This window comes from Enterobacter sp. BNK-22 (assembly GCF_048684805.1).
GTDB classification, from domain to species: domain Bacteria; phylum Pseudomonadota; class Gammaproteobacteria; order Enterobacterales; family Enterobacteriaceae; genus Enterobacter; species Enterobacter quasiroggenkampii.
Genome location: NZ_JBLQTT010000001.1, coordinates 2324620 through 2347905, shown reverse-complemented (window position 1 = coordinate 2347905; position 23286 = coordinate 2324620). Strand labels below are relative to the sequence as shown.

Here is a 23286-nt window from a genome sequence, read left to right as displayed (position 1 = left end):
GTGCCGCTTTCACCTGTCCTGAACGTGAAGACCGGTTTTCCAGATAAAGAAACTTACCGTGTCGACTAATTTTGAATCGGCCTCGGCATAGGTTGCCGCACTGTGTCCTCCCTGACGGTAAGCCAGAACCAGCACGCTGCGCGGCGAGCCGATCTCCTCTAAACGGGCGGCGAATTTTGCTGTTTGCCACGGGGAAACGCGCTGGTCATGCAGGCCCACGGTTAACAGCACGGGAGGATAACGTTTTTCAGGTAACAGATGCCGGTAAGCATCTATTTTCAATAAGTTTAGCCTGCCTGACGGCGTCAGCGGCGATCCCAGTTCGTCATAGTTCATCACGCCTATCGGAATGTTATCCAGTCGGCTGGTATTCAGCATCCCGGCGTCTATGGCCACTGCGGAAAACAGTTCCGGGCGACGGGTCATCGCCATACCCACGATAATTCCCCCCGCGCTTTCACCCCCGATTGCCAGTTTTGACGGTGAGGTGTAGCGACTGTCGATAAGATATTCCGCGCAACGGATAAAATCGGTAATGGAATTTTCTTTCTTATCCGCTCTTCCTGCTTCGTGCCATTCAGGGCCCATTTCACCGCCTCCGCGTACATGCGCGATAGCGAGAATACCGCCTTGTTCCAGCCAGAGCAGACGGGTCAGATCGAATGAAGGAAACGTACTCACGCCGTACGCGCCATAAGCCGTCAACCAGGTAGGGACCGAACCATCGCGCGCAATGCCTTTACGGTATATGAGAGTCAGTGGGACGCGAACATTCTCTGCTGTAGTGACCCATTTTTCTTCCGTCACATAGTCTGTCAGGGGCTGGCTTAACGGCGGTATTAACTCTGTTTTCTGGATAATGTTATCCGCAGGTTGATAATGATAAATGACGGGGGGATTAAGCCAGCCCTGACGGGTGAAGAGAATGTCCTGACTATCGCTGCTGGCAAATATCGCACTCACGTCTTCATCTGCAGGGACCGGAATTGCCTGGTGGTGACTGATATCAGCAAACGGAATACGCATGAATTTACTGCTTCCGGCGTTATGATAAGCCACATAAAGTGAATCCCTACTCAGGCTTAATTGTGTTAACTCTCCGTTCGACCAGCTCATCACGGGTTCTTTGGTGGAGGCAGGAGCCGCCAGATTTATGCGTGAAATATCATAGCCTGAGGAGGCGTTATAGCTCGCCAGATAAATCCACTTCCCGGAATAAACAAAGGCAGAAACATTTTTATCGGTATCAACAATTTTGTTCCAGGTGAGTGTGCTGTTGTCATCCGCGCCTTTTTTAGCGGCAAAAAGGTAGCCTCCATAACCACTGATGGATTTTGAAACGTTAACAATCAGATATTCAGAATCAGGAGAGGTGTACAGATTAACGTTTTCGCAGGCTTTTTGTGCGAGTTCAGGGAGTGTGCGCCAGTCAAACGTCATAACGTCTCTGTCGTGCCCTATACGATGGAGGTAGACCTTGCCGCAGGTTTGTCGTCCTGAATCCTGAGTGATGGTGTTGAGACTATAATAAAAGGACTGATTATCCGCGGCCCAGAGAACGCTGGGATAGCGAACGTCGGGTATATGCGTATCTAATACGACATTATCCACAACCCGGATAACGGTAATTCTCGTGCTTTCAGTCCCGTTTCTTGAGAGCCCAAAAGCCACGTAGCGACCATCATGTGAAGGGCTAAAAAAATTAATCCCATAGCCAACAGGCGGATCGATGAGCACCCGTTCCGGTTTTCCCTTCTGTCTTACAAACAGCCGCAGGTATGGGTGTTCGACCGTTGAGCGTAGATAAAAACGATTTTGTCCCGCATCATAAATATCAGAAATAGTGGGGGCCGTATTCTCCAGCTCGCTTAACCTTTTCGCCAGCGCGTTTCTCCATGGAAGGGCCTGGAGTGTCTTACCCGTCTGGTTTGAGCGTTGATTTAACCAGCGAGCAGTCTGTTGGGGGTGAGTTTCCATCCATTGATAAGGATCCATGCCATCCTCATAGGGATTTTCGTTAGCATGAGCGAAAAAGAGACAGCCGAAAAATGCGAGGATCGTAATAATTATCTGCTTGCTGATAGGTTTTATTCTCGGTATCAGGCAATGTTTCATTTCTGGCTGGGCTCATGTTGTTCTGTTAGTGGCGTTAGTTGAATCACACGTTCAGCGGATGCGATAGTTGATTTTCTGTGCGCGATGATAATGCGTGTGATGTTTAACTTTTTAATGGCTGCATTGACATAGCTCTCACTCTCTTCATCCAGCGCGCTGGTCGCTTCATCCATAAATAATATTCCGGGTTTGCGATATAGCGCGCGCGCAATAAAGAGTCGCTGTTTTTGTCCACCTGATAATCCTTCACCGAGTTCACCAATTAGGGTCTCGTATCCCATAGGCATTTTTATAATCACGTCATGGATATAGCTGGCGCGGGCGCAGGCTTCCATCCACTCCTTATCGCCTTTGTCATCAAAGCCACAAATATTTTCCCTGATTGATCCAGAGAACAACTTATCATCCTGCATAACGCAGCCGATAATTTTACGATAGTTGTTTAAACCCAGCTGTTGAATGTCATAACCGTCGATTGTGACGGAGCCCGAAAGTGGTTCAAATAAGCCACAAAGTACTCTCATAAGCGTAGTTTTCCCCGCTCCTGACGGTCCTGTAATCGCCACGCTTTCACCTGCTGAAACCTTGAATGAGAGATTGCGAAAAACATCGGCGGAATGCTCGTCATAGCGATAGCTCAGCGCATGGGTTTCAAGAGTAACAGGTTGCATGGTATTTATGATTTCTCTGTCAGGCTTTTTCATTTCTCTTACGTTAAGCGCAATATCGGATACGCGTTCGTTATGAAGATGCATCATGCGCAACTTCATCAGAAAATTTGTCAGTGACCAGATTCTGTCGGCAAATTGTTCTCTGAACACGCCAAAAGCGATGAACATCCCAATTGTCATCGCGTTTTCTATGATGAGTTTTGAACCCAGCCATAACATTGTTATTTGTTCGCAGGCAATAATAAAAGCGTTTACCCCACCAAAAAGCAGATCCATTTTGGTGATTTTTATCTCTGTATTGATCGTGTCAATTTCCAGATTTAACCAGTGAGTACCGCGTCTATCACTCAAACCCTGCATTTTTACGGTCGCGATACCGTACAACGTTTCCATGAAATAGGACCGGGTGCGGGCATCTCTGATGAGGGTTTCTTCCGATAACTCGCGATAGGTACTGTAGGTCATTAGTCTGGTCAGAACATACAGCGCAGTAAAGCCTATGACTACGCCAGTCAGCCAGCCGCCATAAAGTATCATCATCACGATGACACCCATCATCATGGTTCCATCGATAAGTGCCCCAATGATGCTACTGGTAAAAGTTTCCCGAAGCGTGTTCAGTGATCCAAAGCGCGACTGAATATCGCCCAGCTTGCGCCGCTCAAAATAGCTTAGAGGCAGCCGCACGAGATGGGTAAAAAGCCCGGACTGCCACTGCACATTGATAAGCGTCGTCATTATCAGCGAGGACCATGAACGTAAAGCACTCAACGCCACGCGCAGTAAAGTAAAGAGAAACAGGCCGATACAAATCACCGTTAACAAGCCCATATCTGCGGCGGGAATAGCATGATCCAGGGCGAGTTGAGTGCCTATCGGTATAAGCAGGTTGATGGTTTCAATAATGAGCGAATAGAAAAATATTTTGCCTAACATTCCCTTAAGGCCGTGCACCTTCGCGGCCAGGGACCTCAGGCTGAACTGATGGCTTGTTGGCTGTGCGGCAAATGTACTTCCGGGCCATACTTCGAGCGCTATGCCGGTGAAGTATTTCGACATCTCCTCCATACCTACTTTTCTTCGCCCCCGAGCGGGGTCGTGAAGTATGGCTCGATTCTGCTTCACGCTGACGAGTACCACAAAATGGTTAAAATCCCAGTGCAGGATGCAAGGAGTCTTAAGCGCGCTGAGTTCATTGAGATCGAGGGATAAACAGCGTGTTGCGAGTCCAAGCTGTTCAGCAATTTGCGTCATGCCTGCCAGCGTGGTGCCCCGTGCCGACAGGTTAAATTGTTGACGCAGGGCGATGAGGTTGCTCTGTTTGCCATAGTGGCTACAGATCATCGCGAGGCAGGCCAGGCCGCACTCTGACGATTCCGTCTGGTGAACCAGCGGAACCCGGGAGCGCAACTGGAGATCCAGCTGTTCGATGAGGGTTTTAAGAGAGCGTTTACTCATTTACCGGACCCCCGGCGCTATTTTTCATATCGTAGAAGGGTGAAAGCATCCACTGGTAGATTTTTCTTTTTTCCAGAAATAAGGTGCTTTGAGCCTGCATACCATTGCCTAAACTCAGACGTTTGCCCGCATAGGCAATGTTTTGTCTGTCAGGCCTGATAATAATTTTGTAGTAAGGGGCGGCCCCGGGTGAGGTCGCTTTAAGTGCCCCCTGATAGGTTTGCATCTCCTGAGGGGAGGCAGGGGAACGCGAGATAACCGAAATGGAGCCCCCAAACATGCCAAATTTTTGTGCCGGAAACGCCTCATAGCGAATGTTCACCCGGTCGCCAGGAGAAAGGTAGGGGACGGCATCATTAGGCACCCATGTGACAAGAGAAAAATGATCGATAGTCAGAGGGATAATTTGCAGGAGGCTGTCGCCAGGTTTGATCATCTGCCCAACAGTAACGCTCAGGGAGTCTACCCGCCCGTCAGACATTGCCCGGATGATAATTGCGCCCCCGGCATCAATATTTAGACGCTCTTTTTGAAGCTCGTAGCGCTGAAGCTCCATCTGGTGGATCTGGTTATCAAATTCGGCAGCCTGAGTTTGAATCTGGCTTTCGAGAGTGGTCACCTGCAACGCGTTCTGATCGCTTTGAGCAGACAAATTAAGCATATTATTTTGTCGCTCGTAGTATAAGGCTATCTGGTTTATCAACTGATCCTGCGTGATAAGTCCGCGCGCTTGATAATGCCGATAGTTTTCCATGTTCGTTTTCATGACGCGAATGCCTTCCTGGGCTTGTGCGATAATGTCTGAGGATCGTTTGAGGGCCGCACTGTATTGCTCTTTTTGTTTTTTTAGCATTTCCAGAGTGTTTCTTTTATTCTCCTGAAGAAGATCCGTGATTTGAGCAATACGTGTAAGTTGGTTATCGACATCCATTCGCTGGTTATCACTCACAACACCGCTACGCGTGCTTTTACTAACATCTATCATGTAGATAGCATCGCCTGTTTTGAGCAGTTGACCTTCAGTGACAAACTGTTTAACTACAACGCCTTGGACACTGGCATACACATTTGATGAGCGGGGATACGTGGATATCTCACCCATCACTGTGATCCTTCTTGTATAGCTGAATGTCAAAATGAAAACGATAAAGGCAACAATAAAAAAAGCAGATAATCCGGCAACAAGCCAAATTGGAATACCAGGTAGTAATAAGGCCTTTCCCTGCCATCGCATTTTTTTATATTCAACCGCTTGTTGGCGATACACGCATGCTATTCCTTTTGTAAAGCAAGTCTTTAGATTTAGCCTGATTCCAGGCGATCATTTTTAGCTGAATGGCGCCTGGTTATTCCACCTGTTCCAAAACGTTCACTGACTGTCCTGGCCATTAGCTCTCAGTCAGTAATGTTGACCCGGTAAAGATTCAGCCATCTTTTCCATTGCGTCCGTCATGTCCTCCGGGACCTCCTTTTCCGCCTTTGCCCCCTTTCCCGCCTGGGCCACCGTTACCGCCATCTCCTCCGTTACCTCCACGTCCACCATTGCCGCCGTTGCCGCCATTGCCTGATCCACACGTGCCACCGTTTCCTCCACGACCTCCGTTCCCACCGGCGCCCCCATTGCCGCCATTACCGCCGTCACATTGTGATCCTCCGGAAATAAGCTGCATCTCAGAATTCAGTAATTTTCGCATTTTCATCTCCTGATGAAAAAAGTACATCCTTCACGATGGCCCACAATAAAAATCTATCGTGAGCCGTCGTATTCGCTGTTAAGGGTGATTAACGGCGTCCGCCATTATTACCACCACCACAGTTTCCGCCATTACCGCCGTTGCCGCCATTACCCCCACGGCCACCATTACCACCATTGCCGCCGTTACAGGTACCACCGTTACCACCACTGTTACCATTGCCGTTACCACTGTGATTACCGTTCCCGTTACCAGCACCAATTCCACCAGCGACACTGCTCATTTCATTTTGGTTTAATTCACGCATTATACTTTCCTTAGTGATATTGAGTTAATGTAAAACAGCGAAAGCATAATGTTCCTAAAATTATAAAATTGAAATGATTTATTTTGTGTTTATTGATTTTTTTATCTTGGCATTTTTGATCTGGCTCGAGGTTTTATGGCTGAGTTCTGTTATGAAAAAACCTGCTCGCATACTTTTAAATGCTCAAGGAAAATTTTGGTGGCTATTATAAATGGTAGGGAGGGGCTTAACATTTTTTCCCGGTGGGTGTACGTTTATTTGATTGGTGGCTATAGGGGAGGATGGTTTTGTTATTATTCATCTGGTATTAATTAAAACTAAATGGCTGGAGCAATAAACAGGGCAGCATTATTCCTGAACGACAATCATGGTATATACCTCTCCATTAACACGTTGCCAGGCGAGGCTAAAGCATTTTCCCTGCTGATAACGGCCCGCCGGATGGCTGAGCGTCAACGCGATAGTTTGCTGATTCAACGCCGTGACCTGTGCACAGTCGAATCCCATGTAGCGCCTTGCCGTAGGGAACAGTGCTTTAAACAAACTTTCTTTGGCGCTGAATGCAAGCGTCAATACCAGCGCAAAGGGGTAGCCCGAGCGCGTCAGGCACATCGCTTCCTGTGCATCAATGATGCCGTCCTGGATTTCGCGGGCTTCACGGTCAGGAAGAATGGCTTCGCAATCAATACCCACAAGCGCATCTGGATGACGGACGGCAACCGCCATCGCCTGCGTGCCGCTGTGGGTGATGCTCCCTGAAACGCCTTCCGGCCAGAGCGGCTCACCGCTGGGGCCGATGCCGGGCACAGTGTGGTCAGGTAAGGCATGCGCGGCGGCGATGCGGCCTGCCAGATGCTCGGCTTTGCGTTTGCGCCCGGCGTTTGCAAGCTCGGCGTGGTGGGGGAGCCAGAGGAGATCGGCGTCGGTGAAGGTGGTTGGGTCGAAGGTGACGTGGTGGACGGTGTGGCCGGCGAGAATGAACGTGGTGTGGGTTGTGTGCATGGTTTTTCCTTCAGAATTGTGCGGCCTGATGCCCTCACCCCGGCCCTCTCCCACGGGGAGAGGGAGCAAACACTAAAAACGGCAACGGGGTTGCCGTTTTGCTTTCACCTCGTCCTCACCCCAGCCCTCTCCCACAGGGAGAGGGAGGCGTTGTTGCCTTTATCAGAAACGCGTATTCACGCTCATATACCACGTGCGGCCTGGCTCATTATAGGTATAAGCCCCCGCGCCGTACATATACGCACCGGTGGTGGCGTTGCCCGTGGTCTGGGCATTACCCGCGCGCCACTGGCGCTTGTCGAAGACGTTATCCACGCCGCCGGTCAGGCTGACGTTTTTGGTCATGTCCCAGGTTGCGCTCAGACCAACGATGCTGTACGGGCTGACTTCGTCTTTCTCAGACCCGGTGACAGGCTGACCTTTGTAGTTGTACTTCTTCGGCTGCTGCTTGCCGTACCAGGTAAAGGTCGACTGGAGCGACACGTCCTGATGCACCTGCCAGCTCAGAGTGGAGTTCAGCGTGTACTCCGGAATGATCGACAGACGGTCGCCGGTCTCCTTGTTCTTGCTCTGCAGCATGTAGGTGATGTTGTTGGTCCAGTTAATCGTGTCGCTGACCGGCACGTTCAGGGAGCCTTCCAGACCTTCCACCACCGCCTTCGGCACGTTTTCCCACTGGTAGATATCCGTCTGCACTTTACCGGAAGAGGTGTGACCAATCGGCGCGTAGCCCGCTTCAATCTTGTCGCGGTAGTCGTTGCGGAACCAGGTGACGCCCGCCAGCCAGCCGTCGTGTTTCCACTCCAGGCCAATCTCTTTGTTGATACTGGTTTCGGCCTTCAGGTCGTCGTTACCCATCATGTAGCAGCCCACGCCGTCGGAGCTGGCGTAGCAGCCCTGGCCTTTGCTGTAGAGCAGGTAGTTCGGGTTGGTCTGGTACAGGCTCGGCGCCTTATAGGCGCGGGCGATCCCCATCTTCAGCGTGAAGTCATCCCCCAGACCCTGCGACAGGTTAAGTGACGGGCTCCAGTTGTTGCCGACGATGGTGTGATGGTCGAAGCGCAGGGCAGGGGTCAGCATGGTGCTGTCGGTCAGCTCCATGTTGTTTTCGGCGAACAGAGAGAAAATCTCTGCCGACGTGTACGGGCTGCGGTCGTTGCTCATGCCCGGAATGGTGCCGCCCTGCTGAGTTTGGGTGAAGGAGGTCGAGTCCTTCATGCGCTGCTGGTTCCACTCGGTGCCGAGCGTCAGGTTCTGGTTAACGAGGAAATCAATCGGCAGGTTGATTTCACTGTGCAGCATCACGTCGGCCAGATCGGTGTCGGTGAATTTATTACTGTTGAACAGGCCTTCCAGACCGCCTGCCAGCCCTTCGCCCAGACGGGAGTTGCGGGTGTGCTCGTACTGCGCCCAGTTGCTGGTGGTAATGCCGTTATCCCAGCCGCCGTTCCAGGTCACCGCGAAGTTCTGGCGATAGATACGGTTGGTCTCTTTGCCGTAGTTCTTTTTCACCAGACCGCTGGAGCTGTTGTCGTTGTTGGTGTTCTGGGTATCACCGGCGTAGAGGTTGTTCTGGCGGCTGTAGCCCGCCTCAAATTCCAGAGACTGCATCGGCGCAAAGTCCCAGCGCACCACGCCGTTGATGTCTTTATTTTCCACCCCTTCACGGCCCGCGGGCAGCGTGTCGGCGTAGGCACCGGTTCGGTCAGACTGGTGACCCTGGTTGATGTCCCACGCGTCGGCCTGGGTTTTGTCCAGATTGCCGAACATGCGGAAGCTGAAGTCGCCGCCCAGCGGGCCGCTCAGGCTGAAGTTGGTGCGCTTGGTGGAACCTTCATCCTTGTGCTCAGGCGCATTCAGGTAGGTGTTCCAGGAGCCGTGCCACTGGTCGTCGAATTTTTTGGTGATGATGTTCACCACACCGCCTGCCGCGCCGTTGCCATAGCGCGCGGCGGCCGGACCGCGGATCACTTCGATGCGCTCGATCATCTCTGGCGGTACCCAGCCGGTATCGCCGCGCGTATCACGCTCGCCGCGCCAGCCCAGACGGATGGAGTTACGGCTGGTCACCGGCTTGCCGTCGATCAGGATCAGGGTGTTTTCTGGCCCCATGCCGCGGATATCAATCTGACGGTTATTCCCGCGCTGGCCGCTGGTGGAGTTACCGGTCAGGTTAACGCCCGGCATGGTGCGGATGATTTCCGCCACGTCCCGCGCGGGCGGGTTTTTACGTATCTCATCGGCGGTGATGGTCGATACCCCCGGCGCCTGCAGATTCTGCTCGGCGGCGGTGATCACCATCGTGTCTTCGTGCTGCGCAGAGGCGGTGTTGTCGTCTGCCAGAGCGGGCAGCGCGACGCCGTAAATCCCTAAATTGACCAGCAAGGCCAGAGAGTGAATCTTCTTATTCATTGTACGTCCTGCTTTTGCGGTTGTTTTATGAGCGCTTCCCACAGCGCGGGCACTACGCTATTGCAAATGCAAATAGTTATCAATAATATTATCAATAAAATTTGCTCTGAAACAAAAAAGACTGTTAAACATGAGGTTATAAGGGTGACGGCGTTAATAACGGGAAGTGAAGCGTGGTGGCAGTCGAAAAACGGGCCTGAATGGACGCCGGAAAAGGGAAGCTATCGCGTCACGTTCTGGTGGCGTGACCCGGCAGGAACGCAAAGAACGTCACCGATCAAACGCGTCTGGCTCTACGTCACCGGCGTGACCGATCACCACCAAAATGCCCGCCCGCAGTCTCTCGAACGCATTCCCGATACCGACGTCTGGCAGTGGCAGGGCGAGTTCAGCCCCGAGTGGCGCGGAAGCTACTGTTTTATCCCTTCCGTGAATGAAAACGATTTTGCCAGTGTCGTGTTTGAAGGCGAGCAGCCGGAGCGCATGGCGCTGCGCGAAGGGTGGCGCAAGCTGCTGCCGCACGCGGTTTCCGACCCGCTGAATCCGCAAAGCTGGCGCGGCGGGCGCGGCCATGCCGTCTCCGCGCTGGAGATGCCGGGCGCGCCGGTTCAGCCGGGGTGGAATCATCCCGATACGCCGTATCAACCTCCGATTTGTATTGAGTGGGAAAGCGCGCGCCTGAAAAATCGCCGTCGCGTCTGGATTTTCACTACCGGGGGCGACGACCCGGAACGTCCCCTGGCGGTGCTGCTCGACGGGCAGTTCTGGGCCGAAAGTATGCCGGTCTGGCCTGCGCTGGCGTCTCTCACCGCCGAGCGCAAATTACCGCCTGCGGTCTACGTCTTAATCGATGTTATCGATATGGAGCATCGCAACCGCGAGCTGCCGTGCAATCCCGATTTCTGGCTGGCGGTGCAGGAAGAACTTCTCCCCCTTGTCCAACAATTCGCGCCGTTTAGCGACCGCGCCGATCGTACGGTGGTGGCTGGCCAGAGCTTTGGCGGTCTCGCGTCGCTTTATGCTGGCCTCCACTGGCCGCAGCGTTTTGGCTGCGTGCTTAGCCAGTCCGGCTCCTGGTGGTGGCCACACCGCGGCGGCCAGCAGGACGGGCTGTTAATCGAACAACTTAAAGCCGGTGAAATATCTCCTCGCGGGCTACGCATCATTCTTGAAGCCGGGCGCAACGAGCCGCTCATTTTCCGCGCGAATCAGGCGATTTACGCCGAACTGCACACACACCAACCGGTTATCTGGCGTCAGGTTGACGGCGGACACGATGCGCTTTGCTGGCGCGGTGGGCTGACGCAGGGGCTGATAACCCTCTGGCAGCCGCTTATTCACTAACGGAGTCTGTATGGAATTCAGCAATCCTTTCGATAATCCGCAGGGACAGTTCGCCATTTTGCAAAACGACCAGGGGCAGTACAGCCTGTGGCCGCAGCAGTGCGAACTGCCGGCAGGGTGGCGCGTGGTGTGCGAAGCACAGTCGCAGGAGGCGTGCCAGCAGTGGCTTGCCGGGCACTGGCAAACGCTTGAGCCGTCTTACTTTGTGGGGGAGAACGCATGAACCGTCTTCCTCTCGTCGCCGCCCAGCCGGGGATCTGGATGGCGGAACAGCTGTCCACGCTGCCAAACGCCTGGAGCGTGGCGCACTACACCGAGCTGAAAGGCGATATCGATGCACCACTGCTGGTTAAAGCCATTGCGGAAGGCATGCTGCAGGCCGATACCCTGCGCATGCGTTTTGCAGAAGAAAACGGTGAGGTGTGGCAGTGGGTGGATGAGACCTTCATTCTGCCGGAACCGTCCGTTGTTCGCGTTGATTCTCACGCCGCCGCCGTGGCGCTGATGGAATCCGATCTTAACCAGAACCTGCGCGTCGACAGCGGTCAGCCGCTGGCGTTTCACCAGCTGATTCAGGTCGGTGACAACCACTGGTACTGGTATCAGCGGTATCATCATCTGGTGGTGGATGGCTTCAGCTTCCCGGCCATTACCCGTCAGATCGCCGCGATTTATGCCGCGTGGAAAAAGGGCGACCCCACGCCGGAATCCCCGTTTACCCCATTTGCAGAGGTGGTGGACGAGTACCAGCGCTATCGCGACAGCGAGGCGTACCCGCGCGACGGCGCGTTCTGGGCCGAGCAGCGCAAACAGCTGCCTTCTCCGGTCTCGCTCTCCTCCGCGCCGCTGCCGGGTCGTGCCGCGACAACGGATATCCTGCGCCTGAAAATCGCCGCCGACGGTCGTGCTTTTAGCCAGCTTGCGCAGGCGGCAGAAAAGGTACAGCGCACCGACCTGGCGCTTGCGCTGGTGGCGCTGTGGCTGGGGCGCCTCACCGGACGGCTGGACTACGCCGCCGGGTTTATCTTTATGCGAAGGATGGGGTCCGCAGCCCTGACCGCGACCGGGCCGGTGCTTAACGTCCTGCCGCTGGCGATCAATATCGATCCGCAGGAGAGCCTGCCCTCGCTGGCGCTGCGCCTGGCGAACCAGCTGAAAAAAATGCGCCGCCACCAGCGCTACGACGCCGAGCAGATCGTGCGCGACAGTGGGAAAGCGGCGGGCGATGAAGCGCTTTTCGGCCCGGTGCTGAACGTGAAAGTGTTCGACTACCAGCTGGATATCGACGGCGTGGAGGCCATCACCCACACGCTGGCGACCGGCCCGGTGAACGATCTGGAACTGGCGCTGTTCCCGGACGAGCAGGGCGGGTTGAGCATTGAGATCCTCGCCAATAAACAGCGCTACGACGAGGCGACGCTGACGCGTCACGTGGCGCGGCTGAACGCGATGCTGAGGCAATTTGCAGCCAACCCGGACCTGCGCTGCGGCGAGGTGGAAACCGTTTCTGAACAGGAATATGCCCAACTGGCGCGCATCAACGATACCGGACTGGCGCTGCCGTCCACTACGCTCGCGGATCTGGTGGCGGAACAGGCGAGCAAAACGCCGGACGCCCCGGCGCTGGCGGATGCGCACGTTGAGCTGAACTATCGCCAGATGCGCGAGCAGGTCGTCGCGCTGGCAAACCTGCTGCGCGCGCGCGGCGTGAAGCCGGGCGACAGCGTGGCGGTGGCCCTGCCGCGCTCGGTATTCCTGACGTTAGCGCTGCACGGCATTGTGGAGGCGGGCGCCGCATGGCTGCCGCTCGACACCGGCTACCCGGACGATCGCCTGCGGATGATGCTGGAGGATGCGAAGCCGTCCCTGCTCATTACCACTGACGAACAGCTTCCGCGCTTTAGCGATCTCTCCGTCGAGACGTTTAGTTACAACACACTATTACCGACCGCGGGTGCTGAGCCGCTGCGGCTGGCTAAGCCGGAGCAGACGGCGTACATCATATTTACCTCCGGCTCGACCGGGCGTCCAAAAGGGGTCATGGTCGGCCATACCGCCATCGTTAACCGCCTGAAGTGGATGCAGGACCATTATCCGCTGGGCGCGGACGATGTGGTGGCGCAGAAAACGCCGTGCAGCTTTGATGTGTCGGTGTGGGAGTTCTGGTGGCCGTTTATCGCCGGGGCGAAGCTGGTGATGGCCGAGCCGGACGCGCACCGCGATCCGCAGGCGATGCAAAGCTTCTTCGCCCACTATGGCGTGACCACTACCCACTTCGTGCCGTCGATGCTGGCGGCGTTTGTTGCTTCGCTGACGCCGGAAAACGTCGACTGCTGCAAAACACTTAAGCAGGTGTTCTGCAGCGGCGAAGCGCTGCCGACGGCGCTGTGCCGCGAGTGGGAACAGCTGACCCGCGTGCCGCTGCACAATCTTTATGGCCCGACGGAAGCGGCGGTGGACGTCAGCTGGTATCCGGCGTTTGGGCCTGAGCTGGCGGCGGTGGAAGGTAACAGCGTGCCGATCGGCTTCCCGGTGTGGAACACGGGGCTGCGCATTCTGGATGCGATGATGCGCCCGGTGCCGTTCGGCGTGGCGGGCGATCTCTACCTCACCGGCATCCAGCTGGCGCAGGGGTATCTTGGCCGTCCGGATCTCACCGCCAGCCGCTTTATCGCCGACCCGTTTGCGCCGGGCGAGCGGATGTACCGCACCGGAGACGTTGCCCGCTGGCTGGATAACGGCGCGGTGGAATATCTGGGCCGCAGCGACGACCAGCTTAAAATTCGTGGCCAGCGCATCGAGCTGGGTGAAATCGACCGGGCGATGCTGTCGCTGTCGGACGTGGCCCAGGCCGTGGCGCACGCCTGCGTCTTCAACCAGGCGGCGGCAACGGGCGGCGATGCCCGCCAGCTGGTGGGGTACGTGGTTTCTGAATCCGGCTTACCGCTGGACCGCGACGCGCTGCTGGAATCGCTCAAAGCCCAGCTGCCGCCGCATATGGTGCCGGTGGTGCTGCTGCAAATCAGCGCGCTGCCGCTGAGCGCCAACGGCAAGCTGGATCGCAAGGCGCTGCCGCTGCCGGAACTGACCGGTAAAACGTCCGGACGGGCCCCGGAAAGCGAAACCGAAATCGCCGTCGCGCAGGCGTTTGCCGCGCTGCTGGGCTGCGAGATCAACGACATTGAGGCGGATTTCTTTGCCCTCGGCGGCCACTCGCTGCTGGCTATGCGTCTGGCGGCGCAGCTCAGCCGTGCGTTCAACCGCAAGGTCACGCCGGGGCAGATTATGGTCGCCTCGACGGTCAGCAAGCTTAGCGCCCTGCTGGACTCGCAGATGAGCGACGAGCAGGCGCAGCGTCTGGGGTATGAAACGCTTCTGCCGCTGCGTGAGGGCGACGGCCCGACGCTGTTCTGCTTCCATCCGGCATCCGGCTTCGCCTGGCAGTTTAGCGTACTGGCGCGCTACCTCAGCCCGCGCTGGTCAATCGTCGGCATTCAGTCGCCGCGCCCGGACGGGCCGATGCAGCAGTGTGCGGATCTGGATGGGGTGATTGAGCGCCACCTGTCTACGTTACGTAAGCAGCAGCCGCAGGGGCCGTATTACCTGTTCGGTTATTCCCTCGGCGGCACGATGGCGCAAGGGATTGCGGCCCGCCTGCGCGAGCAGGGTGAAGCGGTTTCGTTCCTCGGCCTGCTGGATACCTGGCCGCCGGAAACCCAGAACTGGGCGGAAAAAGAGGCTAACGGCCTCGACCCGGCGGTGCTGGCAGAGATCGAGCGGGAACGTCAGGCGTTTATCGCCGCCCAGCAGGGGCAGGGCTCCAGCGAGCTGTTTAACGCCATTGAAGGCAACTACGCCGACGCGGTGCGGTTGCTCACCACGGCGCACAGCGCGCGCTTTGACGGTAAAGCGACGCTGTTTGTCGCCGAGCGCACGCGAACCATGGATCCGCAGGCGGCCTGGGCGCCGTGGGTGGCGGAGCTTGAGGTGTACAGCCAGGATTGCGCCCACGTGGATATCATTTCACCGCAGGCGTTTGAGAAGATAGGGCCGGTGTTGAAGAATATTTTGGGGTAACGTCAAAAGCGCCGGGTAAGGCGTAGCCGCCACCCGGCAATTACCGTCGGCCTAACGGCACCACCAGCGGCGTTCCCGCCACCGGATCGTCGATTATCATGCAGCGCAGGCCGTAGATCCGCGCGATCAGCTCCGGCGTAACAATCTCCTTCGGCGCGCCCTGGGCCACAATCTCCCCGTCTCGCAAGGCAATCAGGTGCGTGGCGTAGCGGCACGCCTGGTTTAAATCGTGCAGTACCGCTGCCAGGGTGTACCCCTGCGCGCGGTTCAGCTCGCTCAGCAGTTCCAGCAGGTCGATCTGATGGCTGATATCCAGCCAGGTCGTCGGCTCGTCCAGCAGCATGATGGAGGTCTCCTGCGCCAGCACCATCGCGATCCACGCGCGCTGACGCTGTCCGCCGGAAAGGGTATCCACGCTTTGCTGAGCGAGATCGGTAATGCCCGTCGCCCGCATCGCGCGGTTCACCGCTTCGTCATCTTCCTTGCGCCAGCGGGTAAACAGCGGCTGGTGCGGATAGCGCCCGCGCGAGACCAGCTCCTGCACCGTGATGTCCCCCGGCGTGGTAGCGTTTTGCGCCAGCAGCCCGATGCGCCTGGCCACCTCTTTGCTGGCGAAGCGCTGGATCTGCTCGCCGTCGAGAAGCACGCTCCCCGCAACCGGCGTCATCAGGCGGCTCAGGGTGCGCAGCAGGGTCGATTTTCCGCAGCCGTTCGGGCCGATAATCGCCGTGAAGTGGCCGTCCGGAATGGCGACGGATAAATCACGGGCAATAATTTTTTTGCCGTAACCGAGGGTGAGATTTTCGCCGCGCAAGCGGGTGGTTGAATCTGTCATTTCTTGCGTGACTCCTGAACGAGCAAGACGATAAGGTAAATGCCGCCGAGGCTGACGGTCACCACGCCCACTGGAAGCTGGTAAGGCATAAACAGCCGCTGGGCGCAGAGATCGGCGGCCAGCAGCAGCAGCGCGCCGCACAGCGCCGCCTGAGTTAATCCCCAGCGCGCCGTCCCGCTTAGACGTCGTGCGATATGCGGCGCGACAAGGGCGATAAATGAGATCGGCCCGGCGATGGCGGTGGAGGCGGCGGTCAGCAGTACGGCGACCAGCATCAGCATCAGGCGCGAGCGCTCAACGCCCACGCCCAGCGCGCAGGCGCTGTCGTCGCCCATCTCCAGCAGCCGCATGCGCCGTACCAGCAGCAGCGCGCCGATAAACATCAGCACAATCAGCGGTGCCGCGGGCCAGGTTTTGCCCCACGTCAGGCCGTTGAGGGAGCCCGCGTACCACAGCCCGGCGGAAAGCGCCGTTTCCAGCGAGGCCTGCAGCAGCAGCCATGTGTTAAAGGCCATCAGCATCGCACGTACGCCGATACCGATAATGATCAGCCGGAAGGTGTCGATGCCGTTGCGCCAGGCCAACAGCCAGATAACCAGCGACGTCAGAATGCCGCCCGCCATCGCCGTAAAGGTGATGGCCGTCAGGTGCTGGCCGAACAGCACCATCGCCACCAGCACGCCGCTCCAGGCCCCGGTATTGAGGCCCATCACGTCCGGGCTGCCGAGTGGGTTGCGCATCAGCGACTGGAAAATCGCGCCGCTGACGCCGAGCGCCGCGCCCACCAGAATGGCCATCGCCACGCGCGGCAGTCGCCATTCGGTGACAACCAGGGTGATATTGCGCGGCGCGCTGCCGAGCAGGGCGTCAAACACCTGGGTGAAATCAAGCGTCACCGCGCCGCTGCGCAGGCTCCACGTTGCCAGCAGCAGAATGGCGATAACCAGCAGGGAGACGCAGGCGACTAAACGCCGGGACGGAGCCATCATGCGCCACCTCCGCGTCTGCGTCGTACCAGGAAGATCAGCACCGGCGCACCGATAAAGGCGCTGACCACCGAGACGCGCAGCTCGCCCGGCACCAGCAGGCGGCCCAGCACGTCGGCAAACAGCAGCAGGGCAGGGGTCGCCAGCAGCGTAACGGGCAGGGACCAGCGGTGATCCGCCCCCACCAGCCAGCGCGCCATATGGGGCATCATCAGGCCGATAAAGGCAATCGGGCCAACCACGGCGGTCGCGCTGCCGCACAGTACGGTGATGGCCAGCAGACCCGTCAGCTGCGTGCGCGCCACGCGGTTGCCGAGGGCAGTGGCGGTGTCGCTGCCGAGGCTCAGGCTGTTCAGCGCCCGGCTTAACGACAGCGCTACGGCGGCGGCAATCATCACCGGGATCGCCACCACTTTCAGGGTTTCAAGGGTGCGGATATCCAGCGAGCCGGCCTGCCAGAAGCGCAGCTGGTCGTAAACGTCCGGGTTGAGCAGGGCGATGCCGTTGGACAAGCCTTCCAGCACCGCGGCAAGCGCCACGCCCGCCAGCGTCAGGCGTACCGGGCTCAGCTGTCCGCCGCCCTGGCTGCCGGTAAACGCCACCACCAGCGAGGCGGCCAGCGCGCCGCAAAAGGCCATCACCAACTGTTCAGAGGGCGACGTTAACCCGAACAGCGCCGCGCCGAGCACGATGGCAAAGCTGGCACCGGAGTTCACGCCGAGAATGCCGGGGTCCGCCAGCGGGTTACGGGTAAGGGTTTGCATCAACGCACCGGCAAGGCCGAGCGCGCCGCCGGCCAGCAGTCCGGCAAGGGTGCGGGGCAGGCGGGCGTCGAGCACGATGACGCAGTCGGCGCTCTGACAGGTGCCGGAGAGCGCATCAACGATAACGGAGGCGGGCAGCGGCTTGGCGCCGACCAGCAGGCTGAGCGCAATCGCCAGGCTCAATAGCAGCAATAAAACGGGCACGGCAATGGCGCGCACCGAAGAAGAGGAAAACGACATAGCAACATCCATGATTTGATAATGATAGTGATTATCGTTATCTATCTTATTTGGCTATGTTAGCATGTGCGCCCATGGAATGGGTAGAATTACACTCAAGGCTTTGTCATGAATCAAAAATCCTGGCTGCTCAACCTCAGCCTGCTCAAAACGCACCCGGCGTATCGCGCCGTCTTTATCGCTCGTTTTATCTCCATTTTATCCCTCGGTCTGCTCGGCGTGGCCGTGCCGGTCCAGATCCAGACTATGACGCACTCCAGCTGGCTGGTGGGGTTATCGGTGACGTTAACCGGCGGGGCGATGTTCATCGGCCTGATGGTCGGCGGCGTGCTGGCGGACCGCTACGAGCGTAAAAAGCTGATCCTGCTGGCGCGCGGCACCTGCGGCGTGGGCTTTATCGGGTTGTGTCTGAACGCCATGCTGCCGGAGCCGTCGCTGATGGCCATATATGCCCTCGGGCTGTGGGACGGTTTCTTTGCCTCCTTAGGCGTGACGGCGCTGCTGGCGGCGACGCCCGCGCTGGTCGGGCGCGAGAACCTGATGCAGGCGGGGGCAATCACCATGCTCACCGTGCGCCTTGGCTCGGTGATTTCGCCGATGGTCGGCGGCCTGCTGCTGGCAACCGGCAACGTGGCGTGGAACTACGGCCTGGCAGCGGCGGGGACGTTTATCACCACGCTGACGCTGCTGCGCCTGCCGCTGCTGCCACCCCCGCCGCAGCCGCGCGAGCATCCGCTGACATCACTGATGGCTGCTATTCGTTTTCTGTTCAGTAACCCGCTGATTGGCGGCATTGCGCTGATTGGCGGCCTGCTGACCATGGCGAGCGCCGTGCGCGTGCTGTATCCGGCGTTAGCGGGAGAGTGGCGGATGAGCGCCTCGGAGATTGGCCTGCTGTACGCCGCGATTCCGCTCGGCGCGGCCTGCGGGGCGCTGACCAGCGGCAACCTGGCGCAGAGCGCGCGTCCGGGGCTGATTATGCTGCTTGCCACGCTGGCCTCGTTTATCGCCATTGGCTTCTTTAGCCTGATGCCGGTCTGGGCGCTCGGGGTGATGTGTCTGGTGATCTTTGGCTGGCTGAGCGCCATCAGCTCGCTGTTGCAGTACACCCTGATCCAGACCCAGACGCCGGAAGGGATGCTCGGGCGCATCAACGGCCTGTGGACCGCGCAGAACGTCACGGGCGATGCCATCGGCGCGGCGATCCTCGGCGGGCTGGGGGCGATAATGAGCCCGGTGGCATCGGCGAGCAGCAGCGGGTTTGTGTTAGCGATGGTTGGTGGGATTTTGTTAGTGGCGCTGGTGGAATTGCGGCGGTTCAGGCAGGAGAGTGCCCCTGTGTGATTTGCCGGGTGGCGGCTGCGCCTTACCCGGCCTACATTTTGCACCCGTAGGCCCGGTAAGCGAAGCGCCACCGGGCGCATGCATTACCCGAAAATTGCCTCTAAACGCTGCAACACCAACATCGCGCTGTAATAATCCAGGCGGAACGTCTCGGTTCCTAACGCCCACACGCGCTTGTTTTTCACCGACGGCAGGTGCGCCAGCAGCGGGTTAGCGTAAATCGCCGCCACGTCTTTCTCTTCACCGGCAAACACAAACAGCCCTTCGCCGTTTAGCCCCGTCGCCAGGTTTTCACCGCCCAGCTGGATAATGTCGTGGCGCTTGCCCTGGCTTGTTGAGGTCTGCAACCCGGCAGGCAGCTCCGCCAGCGTAAAGCCCAGCTGGTGCAGCAGCTTGCCTTGCGCCGATTCCGCGGTCCACAGGTTGGCAGAATGCGCGGCGGCGGTGTAGACGATGGCGTTCACCGGCTGCGGCGGCAGCGTCATTTGCTGTTTCACCTGCGCGAGCTGCGTATCAAACGCGGCTATGCGCCCGGCGGCCTGCTTTTCGTGTCCGGTGATCGTGCCCAACTGGGTCAGCAGCGCCTGCCAGCTTTTGTCGTCGTAGTTGATGATAAGCGTCGGCGCAATGGCGGAAAGCTGATCGTACAGCGCCAGTGCGGAATCCCCGCCGGTAGCGCTGATCAAAATCAGGTCCGGCATTTGCGCGGCCACCGCTTCGGCGCTCGGCTCGCCGATATACAGCCGTGCAACTTTGCGCTGCTTCGCGATATCGCCCCACTGGCGCAGGAAACCCTGTCCATCCGCCACGCGGTTGTTCGGCGTGGTCGCGCCGCTGGCGACGACCGGTGCGTCAATCGCCAGCAGGGAGCCGGTTAAGGTCACGCTGGTGGAGACAATGCGCGTCGGTTTGCTCTCAAGCGTGTGAACCCCGCGGCTGTCAGTCACCTGACGCGGCCAGTCGGCGGCAGCGGCTGAGGTAAGTCCTAAAACAAAAAGCACGAATAAAAGCAGGGGATTACGGAAAACGGCAGGGAATTTCACAGCGCGGGATCCTGTTTTTGTTGAAGATAATGCTTCTCATTTTCATAGTTACCGCACCGGGATGCAAGCTTTTGTCGCACAAGTTATTTGTCCGACGGTTGACAGCGAAGCGATGTGGGATTAGGTTAGCCGACGAAAATATAAATGATAATCATTATTGCTTCTTTTATCATTTTTAGGAGGATGATATGGATACGTCCCTGGCTGAGGAAGTTCAGCACGCCGCAACCACGCTGGAATCAGACCGTTTTTTCTTTATGTCGCCTTACCGCAGCTTTACCACGTCCGGCTGCTTTGCCCGCTTCAGTGAACCCGCCGTCGGCGGTGACGATCCGGCGGGTCGCTTCCAGCAAAAATTAGCCCAGGCCTTCCGCACGGCAAAAGCCAGCGGTATTGCTCACCCGGTGATGGTGGGGGCGATCCCGTTCGACACCCGCAAGCCCTCGTCGCTGTTTATTCCGCAACGCTGGGAAACCTTTTCCCGTCCCGCACGTCAGCAGTCCGCACGTTATTTTTCCGGCACGCAGGCGCTGAAGGTGGCACAACGCACCGAGATCCCGCCGCAGCCCGTCTTCGAAGAGATGGTCGCTCGCGCCGCGTCGCTGACCGCCACGCCGCAGGTGAACAAGGTGGTGTTGTCGCGCCTGATTGATATCGCGACCGACAAACGCATGGACAGCGGTGCCCTGATGGAGCGCCTGATCGCCCAGAACCCGGCGAGCTTCAACTTCCACGTGCCGCTGGAAGACGGCGGCGTGCTGCTGGGCGCCAGCCCGGAGCTGCTGCTGCGCAAAGAGGGGGCGCACTTTAGCTCGCTGCCGCTGGCAGGCTCCGCGCGCCGTCAGCCGGACGATGTGCTGGATCGCGAAGCGGGCAATAAGCTGCTGGCCTCGGAAAAGGACCGCCATGAGCACGACCTGGTCACCCAGGCGATGAGGGCCATTCTGGCACCGCGCAGCCATCATCTCAGCATGCCTGATTCTCCTCAGTTGATTACCACGCCGACGCTGTGGCATCTGGCGACGCCGGTGGAAGGCGAGGCGCGTGAAAACGAGAATGCCCTGACCCTGGCCTGCCTGCTGCACCCGACCCCGGCGCTGAGCGGCTTCCCGCATCAGGCGGCGAAAGAGCTGATTGCCGAGCTGGAGCCGTTCGACCGCGAGCTGTTTGGCGGCATCGTTGGCTGGTGCGACAGCGAAGGCAACGGCGAGTGGGTGGTGACCATCCGCTGCGCACGTCTTCGTGAAAATACCGTTCGCCTGTTTGCCGGTGCGGGCATTGTGCCTGCCTCCTCCCCGGTGGGCGAGTGGCGCGAGACGGGCGTGAAGCTCTCCACCATGCTCAACGTGTTTGGTTTGCACTAAGGAAGACTCATGACCATTCCCTTTACCCGCTGGCCTGAGGCATTTGCCCGCCGCTACCGTGAAAAAGGCTACTGGCAGGATCTGCCGTTGACCCACATCCTGACGGATCGGGCGGACAGCGATGCGGTGGCGATTATCGATGGCGATCGCCACATTACCTACCGCGCGCTGAATCAGGCCGTAAACAACCTGGCCTCAGCCCTTCAGGCGCGTGGGCTGCAGCGTGGCGAGACGGCGCTGGTGCAGCTTGGCAACGTGGCCGAGTTCTACATGACCTTCTTCGCGTTGCTGCAAATTGGCGTCGCGCCGGTCAACGCGCTCTTTAGCCACCAGCGTAGCGAGCTGAACGCCTACGCGGCGCAGATCAACCCCGCCGTGCTGATCGCCGATCGCGACCATGCGCTGTTTGCGGGCGATGATTTTCTTCATGCCTTTGTGGATGAACATCGCTCTGTGCGCGTCGTGCTCCTGCGCGGCGATAAGGGTGAATATGCCCTGGACGCGGCGATTGCGCGTCCGGCGGACAATTTTATCCCTAACCCGACGCCCGCCGACGAAGTGGCGTTCTTCCAGCTCTCCGGCGGCAGCACCGGCACGCCGAAGCTGATCCCGCGGACACACAACGACTACGACTACAGCATTCGCCGCAGCAACGAGATCTGCGGTATCACTGCGCATACCCGGTATCTGAACGCGCTGCCCGCGGCGCACAACTACGCCATGAGCTCGCCGGGATCGTTAGGCGTCTTTACCGCGGGTGGCTGCGTGGTGCTGGCGAACGATCCGAGCGCCACGCTCTGCTTCCCGCTGATCGAACAGCATCAGATTAACGTCACTTCGCTGGTGCCCCCGGCGGTAAGCCTCTGGTTACAGGCGATTGCCGACGGCGCGGGCAACGCCCAGCTTGCGTCGCTAAAGCTGCTCCAGGTGGGCGGCGCACGCCTCTCCGCCACGCTCGCGGCGCGCATTCCGCTGGAGATTGGCTGCCAGCTGCAGCAGGTGTTCGGCATGGCAGAAGGGCTGGTGAACTACACCGCGCTCGACGACGCGCCGGAACGCATCATCAACACCCAGGGCCGACCGATGTGCCCGGACGACGAAGTGTGGGTGGCGGACGAGCACGGCAACCCGCTGCCGCGCGGGGAAGTCGGGCGCCTGATGACGCGCGGTCCGTATACCTTCCGAGGCTATTTCAACAGCCCGGAACACAACGCCAGCGCCTTCGACGCCGACGGCTTTTACTGCTCCGGGGATCTGATCGCCATTGACGAGCAGGGCTACATCACCGTGCAGGGGCGCGAGAAAGATCAGATCAACCGCGGCGGCGAGAAGATTGCTGCCGAAGAGATCGAGAACCTGCTGCTGCGCCATGAGTCGGTGATCCACGTCGCGCTGGTGAGCATGGAGGATAGCCTGCTGGGTGAGAAGAGCTGCGCGTATCTGGTGGTGAAACAGCCCCTGCGCGCGGTGGAGGTGCGTCGCTTCCTGCGCGAGCAGGGCGTCGCCGAATTCAAGCTGCCGGACCGCGTGGAGAGCGTGGATGCGCTCCCGCTGACGCCGGTCGGCAAAGTCGATAAGAAACAGTTGCGCCTGTGGCTTGCTGAACGCGCCCGGGGCTGAGGAACAGAGT

The 23286-nt window shown here is 58.3% G+C and carries 17 protein-coding genes; 6 read left to right on the top strand and 11 right to left on the bottom strand.

Translation table 11 applies throughout. The features are described 5' to 3' along the window. Window positions 1-9: 9 nt before the first annotated feature. The 7 genes from ACMGGE_RS11125 to ACMGGE_RS11095 form a co-directional block, all read right to left on the bottom strand. Complete coding sequence (locus ACMGGE_RS11125) at window positions 10-2115, bottom strand: prolyl oligopeptidase family serine peptidase (protein WP_420293752.1); 2106 nt, start codon at window positions 2113-2115, stop codon at window positions 10-12. Further along, on the bottom strand, window positions 2112-4244 hold the full coding sequence (locus ACMGGE_RS11120; RefSeq protein ID WP_420293751.1) for a peptidase domain-containing ABC transporter: 2133 nt from the start codon (window positions 4242-4244) through the stop codon (window positions 2112-2114). Before ACMGGE_RS11120 ends, ACMGGE_RS11125 begins: the two co-directional genes overlap by 4 nt. Continuing rightward, complete coding sequence (locus ACMGGE_RS11115) at window positions 4237-5511, bottom strand: HlyD family secretion protein (protein ID WP_167212087.1); 1275 nt, start codon at window positions 5509-5511, stop codon at window positions 4237-4239. Before ACMGGE_RS11115 ends, ACMGGE_RS11120 begins: the two co-directional genes overlap by 8 nt. A gap of 132 nt (window positions 5512-5643) precedes the next feature. Beyond that, window positions 5644-5886, bottom strand: coding sequence for a hypothetical protein (locus ACMGGE_RS11110; RefSeq protein WP_262780314.1), 243 nt, complete (start codon window positions 5884-5886; stop codon window positions 5644-5646). A 140-nt stretch (window positions 5887-6026) separates the two neighbouring features. After that, entirely contained in the window at window positions 6027-6245 is a 219-nt protein-coding gene (locus ACMGGE_RS11105; RefSeq protein ID WP_045909632.1) for a hypothetical protein, read from the bottom strand. Window positions 6246-6593: 348 nt separating this feature from the next. Beyond that, complete coding sequence (gene entD, locus ACMGGE_RS11100; RefSeq protein WP_406915327.1) at window positions 6594-7247, bottom strand: enterobactin synthase subunit EntD; 654 nt, start codon at window positions 7245-7247, stop codon at window positions 6594-6596. Between the two features lie 162 nt (window positions 7248-7409). Next, window positions 7410-9659, bottom strand: coding sequence for a TonB-dependent siderophore receptor (locus ACMGGE_RS11095; RefSeq protein ID WP_045909630.1), 2250 nt, complete (start codon window positions 9657-9659; stop codon window positions 7410-7412). A 144-nt stretch (window positions 9660-9803) separates the two neighbouring features. Between ACMGGE_RS11095 and fes the strand changes: the two genes are divergently transcribed. Genes fes through entF form a run of 3 tightly spaced genes read left to right on the top strand, consistent with a single transcriptional unit; the run spans window position 9804 to window position 15080 of the window. Beyond that, window positions 9804-11003: an enterochelin esterase gene (gene fes, locus ACMGGE_RS11090; RefSeq protein WP_420293750.1), complete on the top strand. Its 1200-nt coding sequence runs from the start codon at window positions 9804-9806 to the stop codon at window positions 11001-11003. A gap of 10 nt (window positions 11004-11013) precedes the next feature. Further along, a complete protein-coding gene (locus ACMGGE_RS11085) occupies window positions 11014-11226 on the top strand; it encodes an MbtH family protein (RefSeq protein ID WP_048026930.1) in 213 nt (70 codons plus the stop codon). Next, entirely contained in the window at window positions 11223-15080 is a 3858-nt protein-coding gene (gene entF, locus ACMGGE_RS11080; RefSeq protein WP_420293749.1) for an enterobactin non-ribosomal peptide synthetase EntF, read from the top strand. The genes ACMGGE_RS11085 and entF overlap by 4 nt, the downstream gene beginning before the upstream one ends. Before the next feature lie 40 nt (window positions 15081-15120). Here the strand turns inward: entF and fepC are convergent, their stop codons facing one another. From fepC to fepD, 3 genes are read right to left on the bottom strand one after another with little or no spacing between them, the layout of a single operon-like run. After that, complete coding sequence (fepC, locus tag ACMGGE_RS11075; protein WP_262802228.1) at window positions 15121-15915, bottom strand: iron-enterobactin ABC transporter ATP-binding protein; 795 nt, start codon at window positions 15913-15915, stop codon at window positions 15121-15123. Next, window positions 15912-16901 carry an iron-enterobactin ABC transporter permease gene (gene fepG, locus ACMGGE_RS11070; RefSeq protein WP_420294188.1) on the bottom strand — a complete coding sequence of 330 codons (990 nt, stop codon included), beginning with the start codon at window positions 16899-16901 and terminating at the stop codon, window positions 15912-15914. Before fepG ends, fepC begins: the two co-directional genes overlap by 4 nt. Beyond that, on the bottom strand, window positions 16901-17905 hold the full coding sequence (fepD, locus tag ACMGGE_RS11065; protein ID WP_262790285.1) for a Fe(3+)-siderophore ABC transporter permease: 1005 nt from the start codon (window positions 17903-17905) through the stop codon (window positions 16901-16903). The genes fepG and fepD overlap by 1 nt, the downstream gene beginning before the upstream one ends. A gap of 108 nt (window positions 17906-18013) precedes the next feature. Here fepD and entS point away from each other — a divergent pair, with 108 nt between their 5' ends. Continuing rightward, window positions 18014-19249, top strand: a complete 1236-nt coding sequence (entS, locus tag ACMGGE_RS11060; RefSeq protein ID WP_223540130.1) for an enterobactin transporter EntS — start codon at window positions 18014-18016, stop codon at window positions 19247-19249. A gap of 83 nt (window positions 19250-19332) precedes the next feature. Here entS and fepB read toward each other — a convergent pair whose 3' ends face one another. Then, a complete protein-coding gene (gene fepB, locus ACMGGE_RS11055) occupies window positions 19333-20292 on the bottom strand; it encodes a Fe2+-enterobactin ABC transporter substrate-binding protein (protein WP_420293748.1) in 960 nt (319 codons plus the stop codon). A 188-nt stretch (window positions 20293-20480) separates the two neighbouring features. Here fepB and entC point away from each other — a divergent pair, with 188 nt between their 5' ends. Both entC and entE read left to right on the top strand, forming a co-directional pair. Next, complete coding sequence (entC, locus tag ACMGGE_RS11050; RefSeq protein WP_343665590.1) at window positions 20481-21656, top strand: isochorismate synthase EntC; 1176 nt, start codon at window positions 20481-20483, stop codon at window positions 21654-21656. Between the two features lie 9 nt (window positions 21657-21665). Next, window positions 21666-23276 (top strand): (2,3-dihydroxybenzoyl)adenylate synthase EntE, encoded by a 1611-nt coding sequence (gene entE / locus ACMGGE_RS11045; protein ID WP_343665592.1) that lies wholly within the window; start codon window positions 21666-21668, stop codon window positions 23274-23276. Window positions 23277-23286: the final 10 nt, after the last annotated feature.